The sequence below is a fragment of the Streptococcus sp. HMSC074B11 genome, from assembly GCF_001808705.1.
Classification (GTDB): Bacteria; Bacillota; Bacilli; order Lactobacillales; family Streptococcaceae; genus Streptococcus.
In genome coordinates this window covers 47,718-48,165 of the sequence record NZ_KV794318.1, presented here as the reverse complement: position 1 = coordinate 48,165, position 448 = coordinate 47,718, and the positions used below count along the sequence as shown (strand labels likewise).

General features: G+C 45.5%; 1 protein-coding gene. It reads left to right on the top strand.

Annotated features, from left to right (window positions below; translation table 11 throughout):
* Window positions 1–448: G5 domain-containing protein (locus tag HMPREF2619_RS11450; protein ID WP_186821516.1), on the top strand; the 448-nt coding region annotated here is incomplete at both ends.

Below are 448 nucleotides of genomic sequence, written 5' to 3'. Positions count from 1 at the left end.
CATCAGGAAGACCCAGACTTGCTTAAGGGTGAAACTCGTGTTGTTCGAGCAGGTGTTGTAGGCGAGCGTACTATTTTAACTGAAGTGACGACTGTCGATGGCAAGGAGACTCGCAAACTGGTTTCTAATGAAATAACAACAGCCCCGGTTCCAGAAATCATCGCAGTAGGTACTAAGGTAGACTCCACCTCAATCCCAAGTGGAGGTACTTCAAGCTTGGTCGAGGTGAAACCAGAACTTGAAGTTACGACAGAAGCTGTTGCTTATGATACTATTCATCAGGAAGACCCAGACTTGCTTAAGGGTCAAACTCGTATTATCCAAGCAGGCCTATCAGGTGAGCGTACTATTTTAACCGAAGTCACCAAGGTTGATGGTAAGGAAACCCGTAAAGTAGTTTCTAATGAAGTTACGACCACACCCGTTACCGAAATCATTGCAGTAGGCA